Origin of the sequence: Pseudomonas sp. R3.Fl (genome assembly GCF_023516765.1) — a bacterium.
Taxonomy (GTDB): domain Bacteria; phylum Pseudomonadota; class Gammaproteobacteria; order Pseudomonadales; family Pseudomonadaceae; genus Pseudomonas; species Pseudomonas citronellolis.
Genome location: NZ_JAMGSO010000001.1, coordinates 1,781,891 through 1,801,534, shown reverse-complemented (window position 1 = coordinate 1,801,534; position 19,644 = coordinate 1,781,891). Strand labels below are relative to the sequence as shown.

The window sequence follows — 19,644 nt, the reverse complement described above, 5'->3', positions numbered from 1 at the left end:
GCGGGCGCCGTGGCCGCGGTTGGCGCCGGATGCGCCGACGCGGCCTTTTTTTCGCCAAGGAGACACCATGAGCCTCGCCAAGACGCCGCTGTACGACCTGCACCTGGAACTGGGTGCGAAGATGGTTCCCTTCGCCGGCTACGAGATGCCGGTGCAATACCCGCTGGGCGTGCTCAAGGAGCACCTGCACACCCGCGCCCAGGCCGGCCTGTTCGACGTGTCGCACATGGGCCAGCTGCGCCTGCGCGGCGCCGACGCCGCTGCTGCGCTGGAAAGCCTGGTGCCGGTGGACATCCTCGACCTGCCGGTCGGCCAGCAGCGCTACGCGCTGTTCACCAACGCCGAGGGCGGCATCCTCGACGACCTGATGGTGGCCAACGCCGGCGACCACCTGTTCCTGGTGGTCAACGCCGCCTGCAAGGACCAGGACCTGGCGCACCTGCGCCAGCACATCGGCGCGCGCTGCGAGATCGAATCGCTGTTCGACAGCCACGCGCTGCTGGCCCTGCAAGGCCCGGCCGCGGCCGAGGTGCTGGCGCGCTTCGCCCCGGCGGTGAAGGACCTGACCTTCATGCAGGTGGCGAGCGTCGAACTGCTGGGCGTGCAATGCAACGTCAGCCGCTCCGGCTACACCGGCGAGGACGGCTACGAGATTTCCGTGCCCGTGGCCCAGGCCGAAGCCCTGGCCCGCGCGCTGCTGGCCGAGGAAGAAGTGCAACCGATCGGCCTTGGCGCGCGTGATTCGCTGCGCCTGGAGGCCGGCCTGTGCCTGTACGGCCACGACATGGACAGCGCTACCACCCCGGTGGAGGCCAGCCTGGGCTGGGCCATCTCCAAGGTGCGCCGCGCCGATGGCGAGCGTGCCGGCGGCTTCCCCGGCGCCGAGCGCATCTTCGCCCAGCAGCGCGAAGGCGTGGCTGGCAAGCGCGTCGGCCTGCTGCCGCAGGAGCGCGTGCCGGTGCGTGAAGGGGCGGAGATCGTCGATGCGCAAGGCGCGGTGATCGGCAAGGTCAGCAGCGGCGGCTTCGGCCCGAGCCTGGGCGCGCCGGTGGCCATGGGCTACGTGGCCAGCGCCCATGCGGCGCTGGACAGCGAAGTCTTCGCCATGGTGCGCGGCAAGCGCGTGCCGATGAAGGTGGCGCGCACGCCGTTCGTGCCGCAGCGGTATTACCGCGGCTGAAGAGCATCGCGGACGGAGTCCGCTCCTACGAAAAGCGGGGTAGGGCGTATAACCGTTCGCGGTTATACGCCGTGGTTCCGAGCGCCATGGTCATGCGGGTGCTAAATGACGCGTCCGAACGGCGGATAACGCTTCGCGTTATTCGCCCTACGCGTTTGCCGTGAGGTATGGCATTTCCCTGTAGGAGCGGATTCATCCGCGATTGTGCCAGCAAGGGTGGTGCTCGCTCGTGGCTTCGGTGCCTTGGCTTGACTCCGCACCCTCTCCCCAGCCCTCGGCTGCGCGCCCCGCCCTGAAGGGAGAGGGAGCTTGTCCGTGCCGAGAGAGGGTATGGCTCCAGCCGGAAACCAACGGTGCTGCCGGCTGACTCTAGAGAGTATCCAAGCACACCGAACAGTCCCCTCTCCCTTCAGGGAGAGGGTTAGGGAGAGGGTGCTCTCAGGCCTGGAGACGGAGTCCCCGGAAGCCTCGTTCGCGAGCAAGCTCGCTCCTACGAAGAGCCGCTGGGCGCCTCAATCCTCTGGCCACATCCGCAGCGCGCGGCTGTCGGCCGAGAGCAGGCGCAGTTCGCCCTTGTCGGTGATTTCCCAACGCTGCACTTCGCCCAGCGCCTGGAAGAACCGCTGCTCCTGCTCCATCAGCGCCGGCGCGCACATCCGCCGGGTGCTGCCGGGCTGGCCGAAGCTCAGCGTTTCGCCGTCCAGCTGGTAGCTGGCGAACCAGTGGTTGCAGCCGGCGTTGCCGAAGGCGCGGCCCTGGCCGTCGAAGGTCAGGCTGACGTGGCTGCGGCCCACCAGCGGGCGCTTGCCGATCCATTCCACGCGGTAGGCCTGGTCGCTTTCCGGTTCCGTCGGGTGCTGGGCGCATCCGGCCAGCAGCAGGGCGCCGAGCAGGGTCGTCAGCGTCTTGTTCATGGGGTCCCCCGGGCCTGGCAGGCGGGGCAGAGGTGGCGGTCGCCGTCCACCGTCCAGCCCAGTTCGGCGATGCGCGCGGTGGCGGCGGGGGCATGGGCGGGCTTGCCGAGGCTGGCGTCGACGGCGAACTCGAAGTCCAGCATGGTCCCGCAGCCGTCGCACTTGACCTGCCAGTTGAGGATCGACAGTTCCTTGAACACCGGGCCCTTGGCCACCGCGGTCCATTGCCCCGGCGGGTTGATCAGGTGGCGCACCTTGTCCACCGTCAGCGTCATGCTCAGGTCGCGGCTGCCCTTGAGGCTGACCAGCAGGGTGTCGCCGTTCTGGATCGAGCCACCGTTGCCGGTGACCTGGTAGAGGCCCGGCCCGAGCGCGCGGCATTCGTTCAGCGTGTGTTGCGGGTTGAGCAGGTTGTAGCGGAAATCGTGTTGAGCCATGGGTCCTCCGAAAGTCCGCCCATAGTAGGGGAAGTGGCCCGGACTCGCGACCGTGGCGGCGTGGCCACGGCCCCGGGGCTCAGGGTTCGACGAGGTTGACAGGGGCACCTTGGCGCCAGGCGCCGATGTTGTCCAGCGTGGTCCCGGCGATGGCCGCCAGCGCCTCGCGGGTGAGGAAGGCCTGGTGCGCGGTGATGATCACGTTGGGGAAGGTCAGCAGGCGCGCCAGCACGTCGTCCTGCAGCGGCAGGTCGGAGCGGTCGGCGAAGAAGATCTCCGCTTCCTCCTCGTAGACGTCCAGCCCCAGGTAGCCCAGTTGGCCGCTCTTGAGCGCCTCGATCAGCGCCGGGGTGTCCACCAGCGCGCCGCGGCCGGTGTTGATCAGCATGGCGCCGCGCTTCATGCGCTGCAGGCTGTCGGCGTTGACCAGGTGGCGGGTGGCGTCGTTGAGCGGGCAGTGCAGGCTGATGATGTCGGACTCGGCCAGCACCTGGTCGAGGCCGACGAAACGCCCGCCGAGGGTCTCGATGGCCGGGCTGGGGTAGGGATCGTAGGCCAGCACCTGGCAGCCGAAGCCGCGCATGATCTGCGCGAATACCTGGCCGATCTGGCCGCTGCCGACCACGCCGACGGTCTTGCCGTGCAGGTCGAAGCCGGTCAGGCCGTGCAGCGAGAAGTCGCCTTCGCGGGTGCGGTTGTAGGCGCGGTGCAGGTGCCGGCACAGGGCCAGGACCAGCCCCACGGCATGCTCGGCCACCGCGTGCGGCGAGTAGGCCGGCACCCGCACCACGGTCAGGCCCAGGGCGTGGGCGGCGGCCAGGTCGACGTGGTTGTAGCCGGCCGAGCGCAGGGCGATCAGCCGCGTGCCGCCGGCCGCCAGTTGCTCCAGCACCGGCCGCGAGAGGTCGTCGTTGACGAACGGGCAGACCACCTCGAAGCCCATGGCCAGGGCGGCGGTGTCCGGGCGCAGCGGGCTCTGCTGGAAATGCAGTTCGAAGCCGTGCCCGGGGTTGGCGGCGAGGAAGCTCTCGCGGTCGTAGTTCTGGCTGCTGAACAGGATGATGCGCATGGCCGGCCTCAATGGGTGTCGTGGGGCGTGCGCTGCCCGGTGTGGCTTTCGGTGGCGCGGGTCAGTTCGCCGATGGCGTGGTCCAGGTCCTCCAACGCGGCGCCGGCCTGCGGGTCGTTCTGCTTGAGCAGGGTTTCCGTGCGCTGGCAGGCGGCGCGCAGTTGCGGCACGCCGCAGTAGCGGGTGGCGCCGTGCAGGCGGTGCACGCGCTCGATCAGGGTGGCGCGGTCGTTGCGCTCGCGGGCCAGGCGGATGGCCTGGCGGTCGGCGGCCAGGGAGGCGAGCAGCATGGCCAGCATGTCGGCGGCCAGGTCGGCGTTGCCGGCGGCCAGGCGCAGGCCTTCCTCGGGGTCGAGCACGGCCAGGCCGTCGGCGGCGAAGCGCGCGCCCTGGGCCGCCACGCCGCGGCCGGCCAGGGCCAGGCCGGTCCACTTGAGCACCACCTGGGCCAACTGGCGCTCGTCGATGGGCTTGGTCAGGTAGTCGTCCATGCCGCCCTGCAGCAGGGCGCGCTTCTCGTTGGCCAGGGCGTGGGCGGTGAGGGCGACGATGGGCACCGGGCTGACCTCGCGCTGGGCCTCCCAGTGGCGGATCGCCTCGGTGGCCTGGCGGCCGTCCATGCCGGGCATCTGCACGTCCATGAAGACCAGGTCGAAGCGCTCGCGCTGCACCGCTTCCACCGCGGCCAGGCCGTTGTCCACCGCGGTGACTTCCGCGCCCAGGTCGCTGAGCAGCGTCTGCACCAGCAGCAGGTTGGCCGGGTTGTCGTCGACGCACAGCAGGTGCGGCACCTGGCGCTCGGCCCGCGGCGAGGGCTTGTCCTTGCGCGCCGGGCGCAGGTGCAGGAGCTGGTCGAGGGCATGCTGCAACTTGCGCGTGCAGGCCGGCTTGCTCTGCACCTGACCCTCGGGCAGCACGGCGTTGTACTGCGACTGGTCGACGGTGGGGCAGAGCACCAGGGTCTTGCAGCCCTTGAACTCGAAGTCGCGGATGGTCTGGCGCAGCACGTCCGGCTGGCTGTCGGCGAGGTTGACGCCGAGCACCGCCAGCTCGATCGGCGCGCTGCCGGCGTCGGCGGGCTTGTCCAGGGCCGCGCGCAGGGCGTCGAGGTCCTCGAACTCATGCACTTCCAGGCCGCAATCCTCCAGTTGGTGGTGCAGCGCGGCGCGGGTCAGCTCATGGGGTTCGCAGAGCGCCACGTGGTGGCCGCTGGGCGGCGCCGGCAGGTTGTCGTCGCTGTCCTCGCGGGCCTTGGGCAGGCTCAGGCTGATCCAGAATTCCGAGCCCTCGCCGGAGCTGCTGTCGACGCCTATCTCGCCGCCCATCTGCTCGATCAGGCGCTTGGAGATCACCAGCCCCAGGCCGGTGCCGCCGGCCTGCCGCGACAGCGAGTTGTCGGCCTGGCTGAAGGCCTGGAACAGCGCGCGCAGGTCGGCATTGGTCAGGCCGATGCCGGTGTCGCGCACGCTGATGCGCAGCTGCGCGCGCTCGTCGTTCTCGTCCTCGAGCATGGCGCGCACGGCGATGGTGCCTTCGTGGGTGAACTTGATGGCGTTGCTCACCAGGTTGGTCAGCACCTGCTTCAGGCGCAGCGGGTCGCCCACCAGGTTCAGCGGGGTGTCGCGGTAGATCAGGCTGACCAGCTCCAGGCGCTTCTCGTGGGCGGCCGGGGCGAGGATGGTGAGGGTGTCCTGGACCAGCTCGCGGAGGTTGAGCGGGATGTTCTCGAGGATCAGCTTGCCGGCCTCGATCTTGGAGAAGTCGAGGATCTCGCTGATGATCCCCAGCAGACTCTCGGCGGACTTCTGGATGGTGCCCAGGTAGTCCTGCTGGCGCACGGTGAGGTCGCTTTTCTGCAGCAGGTTGGTGAAGCCGATGATGCCGTTGAGCGGGGTGCGGATTTCGTGGCTCATGTTGGCCAGGAACTCGGACTTGATGCGGCTGGCCTCCAGGGCCTCCTTGCGCGCCAGGTCCAGCTCGATGTTCTGGATCTCGATGGTCTCCAGGTTCTGCCGTACGTCCTCGGTGGCCTGGTCGATGTTGTGCTGCATCTCTTCCTGGGCGCTCTGCAGGGCCTCGGCCATTCGGTTGATGCCGCCCGCCAGTTCGTCCAGCTCGTGGCTGCCGAGGGCCGGCAGGCGGGTTTCCAGGCGGCCCTCCTTGAGCTGCGCGACGCCCTGGGCGATCTGCCCCAGGGGCGCGCTGATGGCGCGGCTCATGCGCAGGGAGAGCAGGGCGGTGACCACCAGGCCGGTGACGATCAGCAGCAGGCTGGTGAACAGGCTGCGGTAGCCGCGCAGCAGGGTGCCGTGGTGCGAGAGTTCCAGCTCGACCCAGCCGAGCAGGCGGTTGGCGTCCTCTTCCGGGGTGCTGGACAGGCTGCGGTGGCGGCCCAGCACCGGCAGCAGGAAGTGCGTGGTGTCCAGGCTGCTGACCAGGCTCAGGTGGCTGCCGTCGCCGCTGGGCATGGGGGTGAGGATGCTCGGCCCGGCATGCACCAGGCGCACGCGCTCGGGGTTGAGGAAGGTCACCGCGCGCACGTCGGGCTGGTCCAGGGCCTCGTTGGCGATCCGCTCCAGCAGCGGCAGGTCGCCATGGTCCAGGGCGGAGGCCGACAGCGGGGCGAGCTGTTCGGCGATCAGCTGGCCGCGCTCGATCAGTTGCACGCGCATGTCCGACAGCTGCACCCAGGTGAAGTAGCCGCCCAGCACCAGCGTCAGCAGGCTGGTGGGCAGCAGGGTGAGCAGCAGCACCCGCCCCTTGATGCCGAGATCCTTGAACACGCGCGTCCTCCCAAACGGTTTCGGGGCAGTTTAGCGGGTCGCCGGGCGGGAATCCCGAACATTGACCGCCGGACGGCTGCGCTTGCCCTGGGCAGGTGCCGTCATGAATACTTGTCGTTCGCGAATAAGTCTTGTTTGTCATGACGCCGACCGCCACCAGCCAACCCCGCCTGCTGACCATCGAGGACGACCCCACCCTGGGCGCGCACCTGCACAGTCACCTGAGCCAGCGCGGCTTCGCCGTGACCTGGTGCCGCGACGGCCGCGAGGGGCTCGACCAGGCGCTGAGCGAGGCCTTCGACCTGGTCCTGCTGGACGTCATGCTGCCCGGCTGCAGCGGCCTGGAGGCCCTGCGCCAGCTGCGCCGCGAGCAGCGCGTGCCGGTGATCCTGATGTCCGCCCTGGGCGCCGAGCAGGACCGCATCGCCGGCTTCTCCCAGGGTGCCGACGACTACCTGCCCAAGCCCTTCAGCCTGGCGGAACTGAACGTGCGCATCGACGCCATCCTCCGCCGCGTCGCCCTGGAGCGCGGCAGCCTGCTGCCGGCCGGCCCCGCGGACGCCGGGCTGCGGCTGCGCGAGGAACCCTGCGAGGTGGTCTGGGAAGGCCAGACCGCGGCGCTCACCGCCACCGAGCAGCGCCTGCTGGAAACCTTCCTCGGCAACGTCGACGAGACACTGAGCAAGCCGTTCCTCTACCAGCACGTGCTGAACCGTGGCTACACCGCCCACGACCGTGGCCTGGACATGCACGTCAGCCACCTGCGCCGCAAGCTGCAGTCCATCGGTTATGCGCGCCATCAACTGCGCGCGGTCTGGGGCAAGGGCTATGTTTTCGCTAGCGCCGAGTGAGCGGCGCGTCCGCCAGGTACTGCCCAGCCGCCATTCGCTGTTCTGGCGCCTGGCGGTGCCGGTGGTGCTGCTCTGCCTGGTGCTGATCTGGCTGTCCTGGACCTGGGGCCGCCAGGTCGAGCGCCGCGGCTATTTCCTCGATACCCAGGCCCAGGCCGTGCTCCGCGGTTACGCGGCCGACCTGGAACGGGCCTGGAACGCCGGCGGCGAGGCCGCGGTGGACGACTGGCTGGCACGCATGCGGGCCAGCGAGCAGACCTGGATGGTGGCGCTGGACGGCCGCCTGCAGCCCCTGGGCAGCCAGCCGCTGAGCATCGAGGAGGCCACGCGCCTGACCTTCCAGCGCGGCCTCGACTGGCCGGTGAGCAACCGCAGCCGGAGCCTGCCCTATATCGGCATTCCCTTCCCCGAGCACCCCGCCGACGGCCGCCTGGTGCTGCAGCTGCCGCAACGCTTCAAGCCCGCCGGCTACTCCACGCTGGCGCGGATCTTCACCCATGGGGTGGTGCCCGCCGCGCTGGCGCTGCTGCTGTGCGGGCTGCTCTACCGCCAGTTGATCCACCCGCTGGCGCGCCTGCGCGAGCACGCCAACGCGCTGCGCGCCGACGACCTGGGCTCGGGCGCCGCCCGCGAGGTCAGCGTCCGCCGCGACGAGCTGGGCGAGCTGGGCCGCGCCTTCGACCACATGGCCCAGCGCCTGAGCGGCCACGTGGAGTTCCAGCGCCAGTTGCTGCGCGACCTGTCCCACGAGCTGCGCACGCCGCTCAGCCGCCTGCGCGTCGCCGCCGAGAGCGCTGCGGTCGAGGACCCGCTGCGCCTGCGCCTGGAGCGCGAGGTGGAAGTCATGCAGCGGCTGGTGGCCAACACCCTGGAACTGGCCTGGATGGACACCGAGCGGCCGCGCCTGCCGCTGGAGGACGTCGCCATCCTGCCGTTGTGGGAACTGCTGGTGGAGGACGCCGGCTTCGAGTCCGGCTGGGCGCCTTCGCGCTTCCACTGCGAGGTGCCGGCGGACTGTGTCGTTCGCGGCCATCTCAATGGCCTGGCGCAGGCCCTGGAGAACCTGCTGCGCAATGCCATCCGGCATTCCCCGGAGGGCGGCTGCATCCGCCTGCTCGGTCAGCGCGAAGGTGATTTCTGGCACCTCTGCCTGGCCGACCAGGGGCCGGGGGTGGAAGCCGCCGACCTGGAACGCATCTTCCTGCCCTTCACCCGCCTTTCCGCGGCGCGTTCCGGCGAGGGCTTCGGCCTGGGCCTGAGCATCGCCCGCAGCGCCATCCGCCTGCAGGGCGGCGAGCTCTGGGCCGAGCGCGGCAACCCCGGCCTGCGCATGCACCTGCGCCTGCCGGCCGCTTGACGCCTGACGCCGCGCGGCGCCAGGCGACCGGCGGCGGTCAGAACTCCATCACCGCCGACAGCCACAGCCGGCGCCCTTCCTCGAGGGTGCCGGTGGTTCCCGCGCCGCCCTGGATGTAGTGCGAGGCCCAGCCGGTGGTGCCGTTGGCGGCGGTGTAGGCGTCGCCGCCGAGGAAGTCCTTGTCGAACAGGTTGTACAGGGTGGCGTTCAGCGTCAGGTTGCGCGTGGCCTTGAACGAGCCGCCGAGGTGGAACACCTGGTAGGCGTCGAGGTCGCCCAACTGGTCGGCGATGGCCTGGTTGGTCGCGTTGAGGTTGGCGTAGCGCGCGGTGAAGCGCGCCCGCTCGCCGTGGTACTCGCCCTTCAGCCAGAGCTTCAGGCGCTCGCTGGCCTGCCAGTCCAGGCGCAGGTTGGCCATGTGCCGCGGGGTGTTGGTCAGCGGGGCGCCCTTGTCGTCGCCGCTGAGCTGCTCGCTGTCGGTGTAGGTGTAGTTCAGCGAGGCGCTCAGGGCCGGGGCGAAGGCCCAGCGTCCGGCCAGTTCCACGCCCTGGGTGCGGGCCTTGCCGATGTTCACCTGCTGGGCGAAGTTCTCCTGCAGGAAGCCGCTGCCCATGTCGATGCAGCCGGACTGGTTCGGCGCGTCCGGCCAGTTGCAGTTGGGGATCGGGGTGCCGCTGTCGATCTTGTCCTTGAAGCGGGTGTGGAACAGCGTGAGGTTGGCGTTGAAGTCGGCGAGGTTGTCGTAGTAGACGCCGAACTCGGTGTTGGTGCTGGTTTCCGGGTCCAGGTCGGGGCTGCCGAGGGTGAGCAGCTGGCCCTGGCCGCTGACGCCGTTGATGCCGTCGTGCAACTGGTTCAGCGTCGGCGTCTTGTAGCCCTGGCTGACGCCGCCCTTGAGCGTCCAGCTGTCGGTGGTGTTCCACACCAGGTAGGCGCGCGGGCTGAAGTGCCCGCCGAAGGCCTCGTGGTCCTCGTAGCGGCCGCCGAGGGTCAGCGCCAGGTCCTGGCGCAGGCGCCACTCGTCCTCGGCGAACAGCGCCCAGGAGCTCTGCCGGAAGTCCTCGGCGGCGATGCCGTCCTCGACCTTCGCGTCCCAGTACTGGCCGCCGAGGGTGAACATGTGCGCGTCGCCCAGGGGCATCACCAGCTTGCTGTCCAGCACCAGGTCGGTGGACTTGAGGGTGCGGTCGTCGCCGCCGACGATCGACGGGTAACCGCTGTAGGGCCGCCCGACGGTGCCGGGGATGGTGCGCCCGATGGTTTCGGTGGTGCTGTGCGTCAGGCTGCTGTCCAGGGTGCCGAAGCCCAGGCGGCCGGTGTGGGAGAGGGCGAACTGGTCGCGCTCGAAGCGCAGTTCGTCCTTGTAGCCATTGGCGCGTGTCGGCGCGTCGCGGCTGCAACCGTCGGTGGCGCTGCCGCCGGCCTTGCCGTCGAGGCTGCCCAGCTGGCAGTCGTCGTTGTTGTACACCTGGCGGCCGCGCTCGAAGTCCAGGGAGATGTCGTGCTCGGCGTTGGGGGTGAAGGTCAGGCGGCTGCCGATGTTGTAGTTCTGGCCTTCCACCGGGGAGGCGCCGCGGCGGCTGACGGTGGCGCCGTCGTCGAAGCTCAGGTCCGAGGCGCCGCGGTCGAAGAAGCTGCCGCGCAGGTTCAGGCCGAGCCGCTCGGCCACCAGCGGGCCGCTGGCGTAGAGGCTGGTGCCGCTGCTGTCGCCGTAGTCGCGGTGCTCCTGGACGGTGTGGTCGAGGCTGAGGCTGGCGCCCCATTCGCGGGCCACCTTGCGGGTGATGATGTTGACCACCCCACCCATGGCGTCGGAGCCGTAGAGGGTGGACATGGGGCCGCGGATCACCTCGATGCGTTCGATGGCCGAGAGCGGCGGCATGAAGCTGGTGGAGGTCTCGCCGAAGCCGTTGGGGGTGATGTTGCCGGCGCTGTTCTGCCGGCGGCCGTCGATCAGCACCAGGGTGTAGTCGCTGGGCAGGCCGCGGATGCTGATGTTCAGGCCGCCGGTCTTGCCGGTGCTCTGGCCGATGTCGACGCCTTCGACGTCTTCCAGGGCCTCGGCCAGGTTGCTGTAGCGCTTCTCTTGCAGTTCCTCGCGGGTCAGCACGCTGATGCTGGCTGGCGCCTCGGTGACTTTCTGTTCGTAGCCGGCGGCGGTGACCACGGTGTCGCCCAGGCTCAGGGTGTCGTTGCCCTGGGCCTGGCCGGCCATGGCCAGGGCGATGGCGCCGGCCAGGGAAGTGCGGGAAAGAGGAATGGACATCGGTAGGCTCCTGACTGCTCGTGATGGCGGCGGAGCCTGTGGTTAACGCAAATCATTTTCATCTTAGCGGAAGTTACCGCATATGTCGGCAGGGGCCTCCAATCGCACCGCAGCCCCCGGCCCATGGGCGCTGGAACCCATCGGAGCAGTGTTTGAATTGCGGAGATTTCCTACTCGGATATTCCTGCGTCCGAGTAAGGATTCCTCGGCCGCAGAGCAGGGGCGGGCGCTGCCGCCGATGCCACTCGCTGCGCTTGCCGATATGGCCGGCGACGGTTTACCGGTATCATAGGCCGCTATTCAGATTGGCCTTGCTGACGACGAGCGACTCCATGACCGTGCAGTACCCCACCATCGCCGAGTGCATCGGCAATACTCCGCTGGTGCGCCTGCAGCGCCTGCCCGGGGAAACCTCCAACACCCTGCTGGTGAAACTCGAAGGCAACAACCCGGCCGGCTCCGTGAAGGACCGCCCGGCGCTGTCGATGATCACCCGCGCGGAGCTGCGTGGCGACATCCACCCCGGCGACACCCTGATCGAGGCGACCTCCGGCAACACCGGCATCGCCCTGGCCATGGCCGCGGCGATCAAGGGCTACCGCATGATCCTGATCATGCCGGACAACTCCACCGCCGAACGCAAGGCGGCCATGACCGCCTACGGCGCCGAGTTGATCCTGGTGAGCAAGGAGCAGGGCATGGAAGGCGCCCGCGACCTGGCCGACCAGATGCAGCGCGAAGGCAAGGGCAAGGTGCTGGACCAGTTCGCCAACGGCGACAACCCGGTGGCCCACTACCAGGGCACCGGTCCGGAGATCTGGCGCCAGACCAACGGCGAGATCACCCACTTCGTCAGCTCCATGGGCACCACCGGCACCATCATGGGCGTGTCGCGCTACCTCAAGGAGCAGAACCCGGCGGTGCAGATCGTCGGCCTGCAGCCGATGGAAGGCTCGTCCATCCCCGGCATCCGCCGCTGGCCGCAGGAATACCTGCCGAAGATCTTCGACGCCAGCCGCGTCGACCGCGTGGTGGACATGCACCAGAGCGAGGCCGAAGACGTGATGCGCCGCCTGGCCCGCGAGGAGGGCATCTTCTGCGGGGTGTCCTCCGGTGGCGCGGTGGCGGCCATGCTGCGCCTGTCCCGCGAGCTGGAGAACGCGGTGCTGGTGGCGATCATCTGCGACCGCGGCGACCGCTACCTGTCCTCCGGTATCTACGACCCCAGCTGACATGGCCAAGCAAAGAAGCGGGCTGCGTTTCCAGCCCAGCGGCGGCGCCCGCAACGCTGGCGTGCCGGTGGGCAAGAAGCAGCGCCTGCGCATCGAGCGCCTGGCCCACGACGGCCGCGGCATCGCACACCTGGAAGGGCGCACCTGGTTTGTCGCCGGCGCGCTGCCCGGGGAAGAGGTCGAGGCCCGCGTGCTGGCCGCGCGCAGCCAGGTGGTGGACGCCCGCGGCGAACGCATCCTGGCCGCCGCGCCGGAGCGCCGCGCCGCGCCCTGCACGGTGGCCGGCAAGTGCGGCGGCTGCACCCTGCAGCACCTGCCCCACGCCGAACAATTGGCGCTCAAGCAGCGCACCCTGGCCGAGCAGTTGCAGCGTTTCGGCGACATCGTCCCCGAAGCCTGGGCAGCGCCCCTGGCCGGCCCCGAATTCGGTTACCGCCGCCGGGCCCGCATCGCCGTGCGCTGGGATGCCAAGGCCGAGCGCCTGGAAGTGGGGTTCCGCGCCGCCGCCAGCCAGGCCATCGTCGCCTTCGACGACTGCCTGGTGCTGGTGCCCGAACTGCAGGCGCTGGCCCGTGAGTTGCCGGTTCTGCTGCAGGGCTTCCAGCGGCCGCGGGCCATCGGCCACGTCGAACTGTTCCACGGCACCGCCTGCGCCTTGCTGCTGCGCCACACCGAACCTCTGCCCGCCGCCGACCTCGAACGCCTCCGGGCCTTCTGTTCGGCACGGGATGTGCAGCTGTGGCTGCAGGGCGACGGCGAACCGACGCCGGACGACGGCGAAGGGCGCCTGGGCTACCGCCTGGACGCCTGGGACCTGACCCTGGCCTACCGGCCGGGGGACTTCGTCCAGGTCAACGAGCCGGTCAACGCGGCCATGGTCGCGCAGGCTCTCGACTGGTTGGCCCCCGCACCAGCGGAACGGGTGCTAGACCTGTTCTGTGGGCTGGGCAATTTCGCCCTGCCGCTGGCCCGAAGCGTCGCCTGCGTGGTGGGCGTGGAGGGCGTGCAAAGCATGGTCGCGCGCGCCGCGGCCAACGCCCGGGCCAATGGCCTGGACAACGCCGTGTTCCATCAGGCCGACCTGGCGCAGCCGCTGTCCGCGGCGCGCTGGTTCGCCGGGGACGCGGCCAAGGGATTTTCCGCCGTGCTGCTCGACCCGCCGCGTGACGGCGCGCTCGAGATGGCACGGGGCATGCGCGCCCTGGGCGCCGAGCGGGTACTCTATGTGTCCTGCAATCCGGCGACCCTGGCGCGCGACGCCGGCGAACTGGCCCGTCAGGGCTATCGCCTGAAGCGTGCCGGAATCCTCGACATGTTCCCGCAGACGGCGCATGTGGAGGCGATGGCTCTGTTCGAGGCAGGTTAGGACGACCTGCGCAATCCGACCGGCCCACGCCAGAAAGGCCGGCGCAGTCGAGCGGTGTGCCGCGGCACACCGTGGGGAAGGGTAGACAAGATGGTACAGGTGAGAGCGCACCAGCCGGTCAACACCGACGGCAGCATCAACCTCGAGGCCTGGCTGGACCACGTCCAGACCCTGGTCCCGGTGCTGGATCGCAAGGTCCTGCTGGAGGCCTGCGAGTTCGCCCGCGAGGCCGAGAACAAGGCCGTCAGCCAGGTGGAAGCCGCCTGGGCCGATGGCACTTCGAGCTTCCAGACCGGCCTTGAGATCGCCGAGATCCTCGCCGACCTCAAGCTGGACCAGGAATCGCTGGTGGCCGCGGTGATCTACCGTGGCGTCCGCGAGGGCAAGGTGAAGCTTGAGGAAGTGCAGCAGCGCTTCGGCCCGGTGGTGGCCAAGCTGATCGAGGGCGTGCTGCGCATGGCGGCGATCAGCGCCAGCCTCAATCCGCGGCAGTCCATGGTGCTGGGCACCCAGGCGCAGATCGAGAACCTGCGCAAGATGCTGGTGGCCATGGTCGACGACGTGCGCGTCGCGCTGATCAAGCTGGCCGAGCGCACCTGCGCCATCCGCGCGGTGAAGAACGCCGACGAGGAGAAGCGCCACCGCGTCGCCCGCGAGGTGTTCGACATCTACGCGCCGCTGGCGCACCGCCTGGGCATCGGCCACATCAAGTGGGAGCTGGAGGACCTGTCCTTCCGCTACCTGGAGCCCGACCAGTACAAGCAGATCGCCAAGCTGCTGCACGAGCGCCGGCTGGACCGCGAGCAGTACATCGCCACCGTGATGCAGCAGCTCAAGGACGCCCTGGCCGCCACCGGCATCAAGGCCGACCTGTCCGGCCGCGCCAAGCACATCTACTCGATCTGGCGGAAGATGCAGCGCAAGGGCCTGGACTTCAGCCAGATCTACGATGTGCGCGCGGTGCGCGTGCTGGTCCCGGAGATGCGCGACTGCTACACCGCGCTGGGCATCGTGCACACCCTGTGGCGGCACATTCCCAAGGAATTCGACGACTACATCGCCAACCCCAAGGAGAACGGCTACCGCTCGCTGCACACCGCGGTGATCGGCCCCGAGGGCAAGGTGCTGGAAGTGCAGATCCGCACCCACGCCATGCACGAGGAAGCCGAGCTGGGCGTGTGCGCGCACTGGCGCTACAAGGGCACCGACGTCAAATCCGGCTCCAACCACTACGAGGAGAAGATCTCCTGGCTGCGCCAGGTCCTGGAGTGGCACGAGGAACTGGGCGACATCGGCGGCCTGGCCGAACAGCTGCGCGTGGACATCGAGCCGGACCGCGTGTACGTGTTCACCCCCGACGGCCACGCCATCGACCTGCCCAAGGGCTCCACGCCGCTGGACTTCGCCTACCGCGTGCACACCGAGGTGGGCCACAACTGCCGCGGCGCCAAGATCAACGGGCGCATCGTGCCGCTGAACTACAGCCTGCAGACCGGCGAGCAGGTGGAGATCATCACCGGCAAGCACAGCGGCCCGAGCCGCGACTGGCTGAACCAGAACCTCGGCTACGTCACCACCTCGCGGGCGCGGGCGAAGATCGTTCACTGGTTCAAGCTGCAGGCCCGCGACCAGAACGTCGCCGCCGGCAAGGCCATGCTCGAACGCGAACTGGGGCGCCTGGCGCTGCCGCCGGTGGACTTCGAGAAGCTGGCCGAGAAGGCCAACTACAAGACCGGCGAGGACCTGTTCGCGGCCCTAGGCGCCGGCGACCTGCGCCTGGCCCACGTGGTCAACTACGCCCAGGCGCTGGTGGAGCCGGAGCGCGGCAACGAGCAGCTCGAACTCATCCCGCGCAAGCCCAGCCGCCTCGGCCACGGCAAGCGCGGCGACATCCAGATCCAGGGCGTGGGCAACCTGCTGACGCAGATGGCCGGCTGCTGCCAGCCACTGCCGGGCGACCCGATCGTCGGCTACATCACCCTCGGCCGCGGCGTCACCATCCACCGCCAGGATTGCGCCACCGTGCTGCAACTGGCCGGCCGCGAGCCGGAGCGGATGATCCAGGTGAGCTGGGGCCCGGTGCCGGTGCAGACCTACCCGGTGGACATCGTCATCCGCGCCTACGACCGTTCCGGCCTGCTGCGCGACGTGTCCCAGGTGCTGCTCAACGAGCGCATCAACGTGCTGGCGGTGAACACCCGCTCGGACAAGGACGACAACACCGCGACCATGCGCCTGACCATCGAGATCCCCGGCCTGGATTCCCTGGGCCGCCTGCTGGCGCGCATCTCGCAGTTGCCCAACATCATCGAGGCGCGGCGCGACCGCGCGGGTGGCAAGGATGTATAAGCTCGACGACCTGCTGTACCTCATGGCGCGCCTGCGCGACCCGCAGCACGGCTGCCCCTGGGACCTCAAGCAGGACTACGCGAGCATCGCCCCCTACACCATCGAGGAAGCCTACGAGGTCGCCGACGCCATCGAGCGCGGCGACTTCGAGCACCTGCGCGAGGAGGCCGGCGACCTGTTGTTCCAGGTGGTCTACTACGCCCAACTGGCCCGCGAGGAGCAGCGTTTCGACTTCGACGCGGTGGTCCACGGCATCACCGCCAAGCTGGTCCGCCGCCATCCCCATGTGTTCCCCGACGGCGACCTGTACGGCGAACCCGACGCGGCGAAGCTGGCGGAAGCGGCGGTGAAGCAGCGCTGGGAAGAACTCAAGGCCGAGGAACGCGCGGCCAAGGCCGCCGAGCCGGTGCAACTGTCGCTGCTGGACGACGTGCCGGTGGCGCTGCCGGCCCTCAGCCGCGCGGCCAAGCTGCAGAAGCGCGCAGCCCAGGTCGGCTTCGACTGGCCGGAAGCCCTGCCGGTGGTGGACAAGCTGCGCGAAGAGCTGGACGAAGTGCTGGAAGCCATGGCCGACGGCGATGCCGAAGCCCAGGCGGAAGAGGTCGGCGACCTGCTGTTCGTGGTGGTCAACCTGGCCCGGCACCTGAAGGTCGACCCGGAAACCGCACTGCGTGCGGCCAACGGCAAGTTTGAAAGGCGCTTCCGCTACATCGAGACCACCCTGCGCGACCAGGGCCGCAAGGCCGAGGAGTGCGGCCTGGAAGAGCTGGACGCGCTGTGGGGCGAGGCCAAGCGGGAAGAGAAGAACCCGCTGGGGTGTGGTTAGTTTCGCCGGAGTTACGAAAAAGCCCCGCTGTGCGGGGCTTTTTCATGGGCTGGCTCTTTGTAGGAGCGAGCTTGCTCGCGAATGGGGGGTGTTGGGGACTTTGGGCGTTAGGGGGAAGAGCGCCCTCTCCCCAACCCTCTCCCGCAAGCGGGAGAGGGGGCTGTTCGGAGTGGGCGGTGAGTTCGGAGTCATCCTGCTACTCCGAACCCCACCCCGTCATTCCCGCGAACGCGGGAATCCAGTGACTGGCGGGTTCGCGAGCAAGCTCGCTCCTACGAAGAGCAAAAGCAAAAGCGCGTTTGCTCTTGGGGCTTCCAGAGAAACCTCCGAGCGCACCGAAACGCCCCTTCAGAAGGCCGAGCGAAACCGGCGCTCAGGAGGTCATGCGACATGGATGTCGCGAGAGCCCCGCGGGCTACAGGGACGTACCCTCGGGGCGGGCCTCCGTGGCGGGGGAATTCGTGAGGGTAGCCCGGCTCCATCGGGCCCGTATGTTGGGGCAAGCCTTTTTGGTTCCTTTTGTGGCGTTTGACAAAAGGGACTCGCCCGAGGGGGCGAAACAAGAAACATCAACGCACTCGGAGCGGCGCGCTACACCAAGCCCCCAAGTCTCTGGGTTCCCGCGTTCGCGGGAATGACGGGGGTGGGAGGATGGCACCTGACCGACAAGCCACTCAGGACAGCCCCCTCTCCCTTCAGGGTGTATGGACCGGAGACATGGTAGACACCTGTTCGGAGACAGGGTGAACAGGTTAGGGAAGCCGTTTGCCAGCGATGCATAGCTGCTCGCGCAGGTCGATCCTGGCAATACGGTGCGTGCTCCAGTACACGTTGTACTGTCCCTCTTCGGTAGTCGGCCGTATAGCGACCGACTCACCGATGAATGCCTTGCCTACCTGGTACGGCCGCCCCTGACAGTAAATTTCACCTTTGCCCTGGACCTTGCGCACCAGGTCCAGCTCATCGTACTGCGGAGCGGGTGGATGCTCCTGATATTCAAGCGGGCTCGGTTGATAACGCTGTTGCGGAACCTGCATGTCCAGTGCCTGGTGCGGACGCTGCTGATTGTAAAGCCCGCGCCAACGATCAAACGCTGCCTGGGCGTGGATCAGGTCATCAAAAACTCGTCCTTGCAGCAACTCGACCTTGAGCGTGCGGTGGAAGCGCTCATCCTTGCCTTGGGTTTGCGGGTGGTAAGGGCTGGAGTGGCTGGTCCGGATACCCTGGCGCATCAACCAGACATCCAGGGCCGTGTAATGGGCTTCGGTATCACCCCAGGGGCTGCCATTGTCCATGGTCATACGCCGCGGTAGCCCATAGCGCCTGAAGGTCGCAATGAGGTGTGCCTGCACGGTTTCCCGTCGCTCATCGCTACAACCCTGTAGGCATAGGGCATAGCGGGAGTGGTCATCAAGGATCGTCAGGGCATGGCAACGCCCTTTGGCGAGGGGAAAGTGCCCCTTGAAGTCCATCTGCCACAGATCGTTCGGAGCAACATGTTCGAAGCGTTGCCACGGCTGGCAGCGCTCGCCAGCCTCCGGTTGAATGCAATCATGGCGGAGCAGGATCGCATGCACAGTGCTTACCGCTGGAGCATCCACCCCCTGATTGAGCAAGAGTTGCCGCAACTTGCGTGCGCCCCAGCTCGGATGCTCCTGGCGCAGAGCCACGACGTGCGCTTCGAGATCTTCCGGCGAACGGCCCGGAGAGCGCTTTGGACGTCGTGAGCGATCCTCCAGCCCCTCGCCCGCCTGACCTCGCTTCAGCCATTTGTAACCGGTATTCGGACTGATTCCGAAGCGCCGGCAAAGCTGGCGGAGGTTGGCACCCGGCGTGCTGGCCAAGGCAACGAATTCCTCGCGTACCTGCATTTTGGACACCTCCTGCCAGGGCATCTCACGCTCCTCATGCGTTTCGATGCCTCAGCATGATGTGTTCACCATGTCTCCGAACACCTGTTCACCATGTCTCCGGTCCATACACAGGGAGAGGGCTGGGGAGAGGGCGCTCTTTAACCCTAACACCGCAGCCCCCGGCAAACCCCATTCGCGAGCAAGCTCGCTCCTACGAAAAGCGCATCACCCAAACATCCAGCGAATCAGCAGCACCAGCACCAGCACCGCCAACACCGGCCGACCAATACGATAGGCCTTGGGATAGCGCCGCTTGAACTTCTTCACCTGCCCACCTACTCCGTTGCCGATACGAATCAGCACCGAGTAGGCCTGGTTGATCCCGCCGACGCGCTCGCCCTCGACGTTCTGCGGCGCGGTGGCGCGGCCGAGGAAGGCGCTGACGCGGCGGTTGATGCGCGTCAGCAGCGGCGACTTGAGCGGACGCTCGACGTCGCAGAAGAGGATCAGGCGCGATTCGTCCGTCTCGTTCTTCACCCAGTGCACGAAGGTCTCGTCGAACATCACGTCCTCGCCGTCGCGCCAGGCGTAGGGCTGGCCGTCGACGAAGATGCGGCAACTGTCCGAGTTCGGCGTGGCCAGGCCCAGGTGGTAGCGCAGGGAGCCGGCATAGGGGTCGCGGTGCTTGTTCAGGTGGCTGTTCGGCGGCAGGCGGGTGAACATCGCGCCCTTGACGTTGGGGATGCTGCTGACCAGCTCCACGGTCTTCGGGCACAGGCGCTGCGCGGAGGGCAGGGGACCGTCGTACCAGGTCAGGTAGAAACGCGTCCAGCCCTTCTTGAAGAAGGAGCCGAAACCCGCCTCGTTGTTGTTCAGGGCGTCGCGGATGTAGCCCTCGTCGAACAGCTGCTCGGCTTCCTCGCGGATCATCTGCCAGTTGTCGCGCAGCTTGTCGAGTTCCGGGAAGCGCTCACGGTCCAGGTAGGGCTTGGAGGGTACGCTGGAGTTCAGGTACATCAGCGAGTTGTACGGAGCGAACCAGGCCGAGTGGTTGACCACCTGGCGCAGGAACGGCAGGCGTACCTTGCCGCGCAGGTGCACGTAGAGAATGGCGATGAGGAAGATGGCGAGGATCGCGAGGACGAGGAGCTTGATCATGGG

The 19,644-nt window shown here is 68.3% G+C and carries 14 protein-coding genes; 7 read left to right on the top strand and 7 right to left on the bottom strand.

Annotation, left to right across the window (positions count from 1 at the left end; all coding sequences use genetic code 11):
* Positions 1–67: 67 nt before the first annotated feature.
* Positions 68–1,180 carry a glycine cleavage system aminomethyltransferase GcvT gene (gene gcvT, locus M8R19_RS07625; RefSeq protein WP_249917469.1) on the top strand — a complete coding sequence of 371 codons (1,113 nt, stop codon included), beginning with the start codon at positions 68–70 and terminating at the stop codon, positions 1,178–1,180.
* Positions 1,181–1,692: 512 nt separating this feature from the next.
* Here gcvT and M8R19_RS07620 read toward each other — a convergent pair.
* The 4 genes from M8R19_RS07620 to M8R19_RS07605 form a co-directional block, all read right to left on the bottom strand.
* The gene (locus M8R19_RS07620) at positions 1,693–2,094 is read right to left on the bottom strand and encodes an META domain-containing protein (protein WP_074981424.1); all 402 of its coding nucleotides are present in this window, start codon (positions 2,092–2,094) and stop codon (positions 1,693–1,695) included.
* Positions 2,091–2,531 carry a hypothetical protein gene (locus M8R19_RS07615; RefSeq protein WP_249917468.1) on the bottom strand — a complete coding sequence of 147 codons (441 nt, stop codon included), beginning with the start codon at positions 2,529–2,531 and terminating at the stop codon, positions 2,091–2,093. The genes M8R19_RS07620 and M8R19_RS07615 overlap by 4 nt, the downstream gene beginning before the upstream one ends.
* A gap of 79 nt (positions 2,532–2,610) precedes the next feature.
* Complete coding sequence (locus M8R19_RS07610) at positions 2,611–3,600, bottom strand: 2-hydroxyacid dehydrogenase (protein WP_249917467.1); 990 nt, start codon at positions 3,598–3,600, stop codon at positions 2,611–2,613.
* Between the two features lie 8 nt (positions 3,601–3,608).
* Positions 3,609–6,383, bottom strand: a complete 2,775-nt coding sequence (locus M8R19_RS07605; protein ID WP_249917466.1) for a response regulator — start codon at positions 6,381–6,383, stop codon at positions 3,609–3,611.
* A 140-nt stretch (positions 6,384–6,523) separates the two neighbouring features.
* Here M8R19_RS07605 and M8R19_RS07600 point away from each other — a divergent pair, with 140 nt between their 5' ends.
* Together M8R19_RS07600 and M8R19_RS07595 are read left to right on the top strand one after the other, a co-directional pair.
* Positions 6,524–7,234 (top strand): response regulator transcription factor, encoded by a 711-nt coding sequence (locus M8R19_RS07600; protein ID WP_074981606.1) that lies wholly within the window; start codon positions 6,524–6,526, stop codon positions 7,232–7,234.
* Complete coding sequence (locus tag M8R19_RS07595) at positions 7,212–8,591, top strand: HAMP domain-containing sensor histidine kinase (RefSeq protein ID WP_283939447.1); 1,380 nt, start codon at positions 7,212–7,214, stop codon at positions 8,589–8,591. Before M8R19_RS07600 ends, M8R19_RS07595 begins: the two co-directional genes overlap by 23 nt.
* 37 nt (positions 8,592–8,628) lie before the next feature.
* Here M8R19_RS07595 and M8R19_RS07590 read toward each other — a convergent pair whose 3' ends face one another.
* Positions 8,629–10,857, bottom strand: coding sequence for a TonB-dependent receptor domain-containing protein (locus M8R19_RS07590; RefSeq protein WP_249917465.1), 2,229 nt, complete (start codon positions 10,855–10,857; stop codon positions 8,629–8,631).
* Between the two features lie 332 nt (positions 10,858–11,189).
* Between M8R19_RS07590 and cysM the strand changes: the two genes are divergently transcribed.
* The 4 genes from cysM (at position 11,190) to mazG (ending at position 16,630) form a co-directional block, all read left to right on the top strand.
* On the top strand, positions 11,190–12,089 hold the full coding sequence (gene cysM / locus M8R19_RS07585) for a cysteine synthase CysM (protein ID WP_058487256.1): 900 nt from the start codon (positions 11,190–11,192) through the stop codon (positions 12,087–12,089).
* A gap of 1 nt (position 12,090) precedes the next feature.
* Complete coding sequence (gene rlmD / locus M8R19_RS07580) at positions 12,091–13,455, top strand: 23S rRNA (uracil(1939)-C(5))-methyltransferase RlmD (RefSeq protein WP_249917464.1); 1,365 nt, start codon at positions 12,091–12,093, stop codon at positions 13,453–13,455.
* Between the two features lie 90 nt (positions 13,456–13,545).
* A complete protein-coding gene (gene relA, locus M8R19_RS07575; protein WP_249917463.1) occupies positions 13,546–15,804 on the top strand; it encodes a GTP diphosphokinase in 2,259 nt (752 codons plus the stop codon).
* Entirely contained in the window at positions 15,797–16,630 is an 834-nt protein-coding gene (gene mazG, locus M8R19_RS07570) for a nucleoside triphosphate pyrophosphohydrolase (RefSeq protein WP_249917462.1), read from the top strand. The genes relA and mazG overlap by 8 nt, the downstream gene beginning before the upstream one ends.
* A gap of 752 nt (positions 16,631–17,382) precedes the next feature.
* On the opposite strand, the gene M8R19_RS07565 is transcribed toward mazG, so the two are convergent.
* On the bottom strand, positions 17,383–18,525 hold the full coding sequence (locus M8R19_RS07565) for an IS481 family transposase (RefSeq protein ID WP_116425595.1): 1,143 nt from the start codon (positions 18,523–18,525) through the stop codon (positions 17,383–17,385).
* A gap of 183 nt (positions 18,526–18,708) precedes the next feature.
* A complete protein-coding gene (locus tag M8R19_RS07560; protein ID WP_074981443.1) occupies positions 18,709–19,641 on the bottom strand; it encodes an aspartyl/asparaginyl beta-hydroxylase domain-containing protein in 933 nt (310 codons plus the stop codon).
* Positions 19,642–19,644: the final 3 nt, after the last annotated feature.